This window comes from Rhodococcus sp. NPDC006774 (genome assembly GCF_040636045.1).
In the GTDB taxonomy this organism is placed as follows: Bacteria; Actinomycetota; Actinomycetes; order Mycobacteriales; family Mycobacteriaceae; genus Rhodococcoides.
This window is the reverse complement of the sequence record NZ_JBEYIW010000050.1, coordinates 1-2,721: the sequence shown is the minus strand read 5'-3', so window position 1 is coordinate 2,721 and position 2,721 is coordinate 1. Positions and strand designations below refer to the sequence as shown.

Annotated in this window: 1 protein-coding gene; it reads right to left on the bottom strand. The window is 64.9% G+C overall.

What is annotated here, in order from left to right; translation table 11 throughout:
* Positions 1-2,721 (bottom strand): condensation domain-containing protein (locus ABZ677_RS27730; RefSeq protein WP_358375292.1); only part of this gene is annotated, 2,721 nt, incomplete at both ends.

The window sequence follows — 2,721 nt, the reverse complement described above, 5'->3', positions numbered from 1 at the left end:
GACCGGTCCACCGATAGGCACGGTGCCGGTGGTGGACTCGTTGACCGCACCTTCTTCGAGAAGGTGGCCGGTGACTTCGACGGCGGCTTCGGTGGGTCCGTAGGTGTTCCACACTGCAACGTCGGTGCCGGTGCCGGTGCCGGTGAGGGTGTGGGCGAGGGTGGTGGGGAAGGCTTCGCCGCCGACGGAGAGGGAGCGTAGTTGGGTGTCGGCGAGGTCGAATCCGGTGTCGAGCATGGCGTGGAGGATGGTGGGGACGAGTTCGACGAAGGCGATGGGTTCGTCACGCAGGATTTCCGTCAGGTAGGTGGGGTCTTTTTCGCCGTCGGGTCGGATCAACCTGATGGTGGCTCCGACGGTGAGGGGCCAGAAGAATTCGGGGACGGAGACGTCGAAGCCGACGGAGGTTTTCTGCAGTACTCGGTCGCCGGCGGTGAGGGTGAAGACGGATTGCCGCCAGGCGATGAGGTTGACGATGGCGGTGTGGGGGACCATGACGCCTTTGGGGCGGCCGGTGGTGCCGGAGGTGAAGATGACGTACGCGATGTTGTCGGGAGACGGTGCTGTCACAGTGCCCGGAGCTGAAGCGTCGTACGAATCGAGGGAATCGCGAACGGTCGAATCGTCCAGTTCGAGAACAGTAGTGGCGACAGCGGCGGCATGTGCAGTGTGACCGGCGCGGTCGGTGACGACCACGGTCGGTGCGGCGTCGTGCAGGATGTGCCCGACCCGCTCGGTGGGATAACCGGGGTCGATCGGGACGTACGCCGCCCCGATCCTGGTGACGGCGACGAGCGTGATCACCAGATCCGTACCGCGGGGCAGCATCACCGCCACCCGATGCCCGACCGTCACATCACGGGTGAGGAGCATCGCGGCCATCGCGTCGACGCGGGTGTTCAGTTCTTCGTAGGTCAGGGATGTTCCGTACTCGTCCGTCACGGCCACCGCGTCGGGTGTTGCGCGAATCTGATTGCGTATCAACGAGTCGAGCGTCGTGCCCGAGGTGGGTATCTCGAGACCCATGGCATCGGAACCGGTCGACCAGGACTCGATCCGACTCAGTTCGTTCTCGGAAACAGCGTTCACCGACGCGATGCACGCGTCGGGTGTTGTTGCCAGAGCGTGGAGTACGCGCGTGAGGGTCAGGACGAAGCGGTCGATCGTCGAACGAGAGAACAGATCCGTCGCATAGGTGATATAGCCCGTCACGCCGGACGGAGTGTCCTCGAAGTCGATCTCGAGATCCGTCTTCGCCGCAGCCAACGATGCCGGGTCTTCGCCCGCGGTCTCGGGAAGGGTAATCAGTCCCGGAAGGCGGAAGAGTTCCGACTCGGTGGCATCGGACACTGTGTGTGTCAACAGCATCTGGAACACCGGGGTTCGGCCCGCGTCTCTCGGTGCGTTCACTGCACGGGCGATCTCCTCGAACGGTGCGCTCTGATGCGCGAATCCGTCCAATACCACCCGATGGGTGTCGGTGAGCACCTCGCCGAATGTCCGGCGCGGTGACAGTCGGTGTCGCAGGGGAACGGTGTTGACGAAGTATCCGACGAGGTCTTCGAGGCCGTCCTCGGTGCGTCCACCGACCGGGGAGCCGATCACGACGTCGGTTCCGGCGCCGAGGAGAGATGCGGTGATCGCGGTGGCGGCGTGGACGGCGGTGAACATGGTGACGTCGAGCGAATCCACGGTGCGGCGCAGGGCATCGACCGTCTCCTCGTCGAGCTCGAACGTGAGGTCTTCACCGCGATGAGTCGGGTCCGCAGGGCGGGGGGAGTCGAGCGCGATGATGGATTCCTCGGGCGCGTCGCCGAGGACTGTGCGCCAGTAGTCCAGGTGCCCAGCGAGTTCCGATGCCGGATCTTCTGCACGGCCGAGGACGGTCCGTTGCCACGTGGCGTACTGCGCGTAGCTCACCGGCAGCGGATCCCAGTGGGGTGCCGATCCGGCGATTCGTGCTGCGTAGGCGATCGAGAGGTCGCCCAGCAAAGCCGGGGCCGACCACTCGTCGACCGCGTGATGGTGAACAGCGAGGACGATCACCCACTGAGAGTCCTCGCTCCTCAGCACGGCAACGCGGATGGGGAGATCCGTGGCGAGATCGAACCCGGTACGGACGAGGGATCCGATGGTTTCGTCGATGCCTCGCCGGTCCGTATCGCGAAGGTCGTTCACCTCGAGAGTGATTCGAGCTGCGGCGTCGACCGGGGGCACGATCACCTGCACCGGAACGCCATCACGTTCGACGAGGAGTGTGCGGAGCGTGGCATGTCGTTCGACGACGTCGTGCACAGCTGCCGTGAAAGCGGGGACCTCGAGATCGCCGCTGAGCCTCAGCACAGTCGGCACCACGTACTGCGACTTCGGTCCGCCGAGCTGGTCGATGACCCACAGCGACTGCTGTCCGTAGGACGCCGGAACCTGTTCGGGTACAACCATGTCGGACACCCGCACACGATCGATCCCGGTGGAATCCGCGGCGTCGGCGAGGCCTGCGATGGTCGGCGTCTCGAACACGTCGCGCAGCGTCAGATCGGACCCGACTGCCGAGTTCACGCGGGCGATGAGTCGGGTGGCGGACATGGAGTGTCCGCCGAGGTGGAAGAAGTTGTCGTCGATGCTCAGGGGTGTGTCGTGGTCGAGGTGGAGTACGTCTCGGTAGATGTGGGTGAGTGTGTGTTCGGTGGGGGTGTTGGGTGTTCGGCCGGTGCCGGTGGT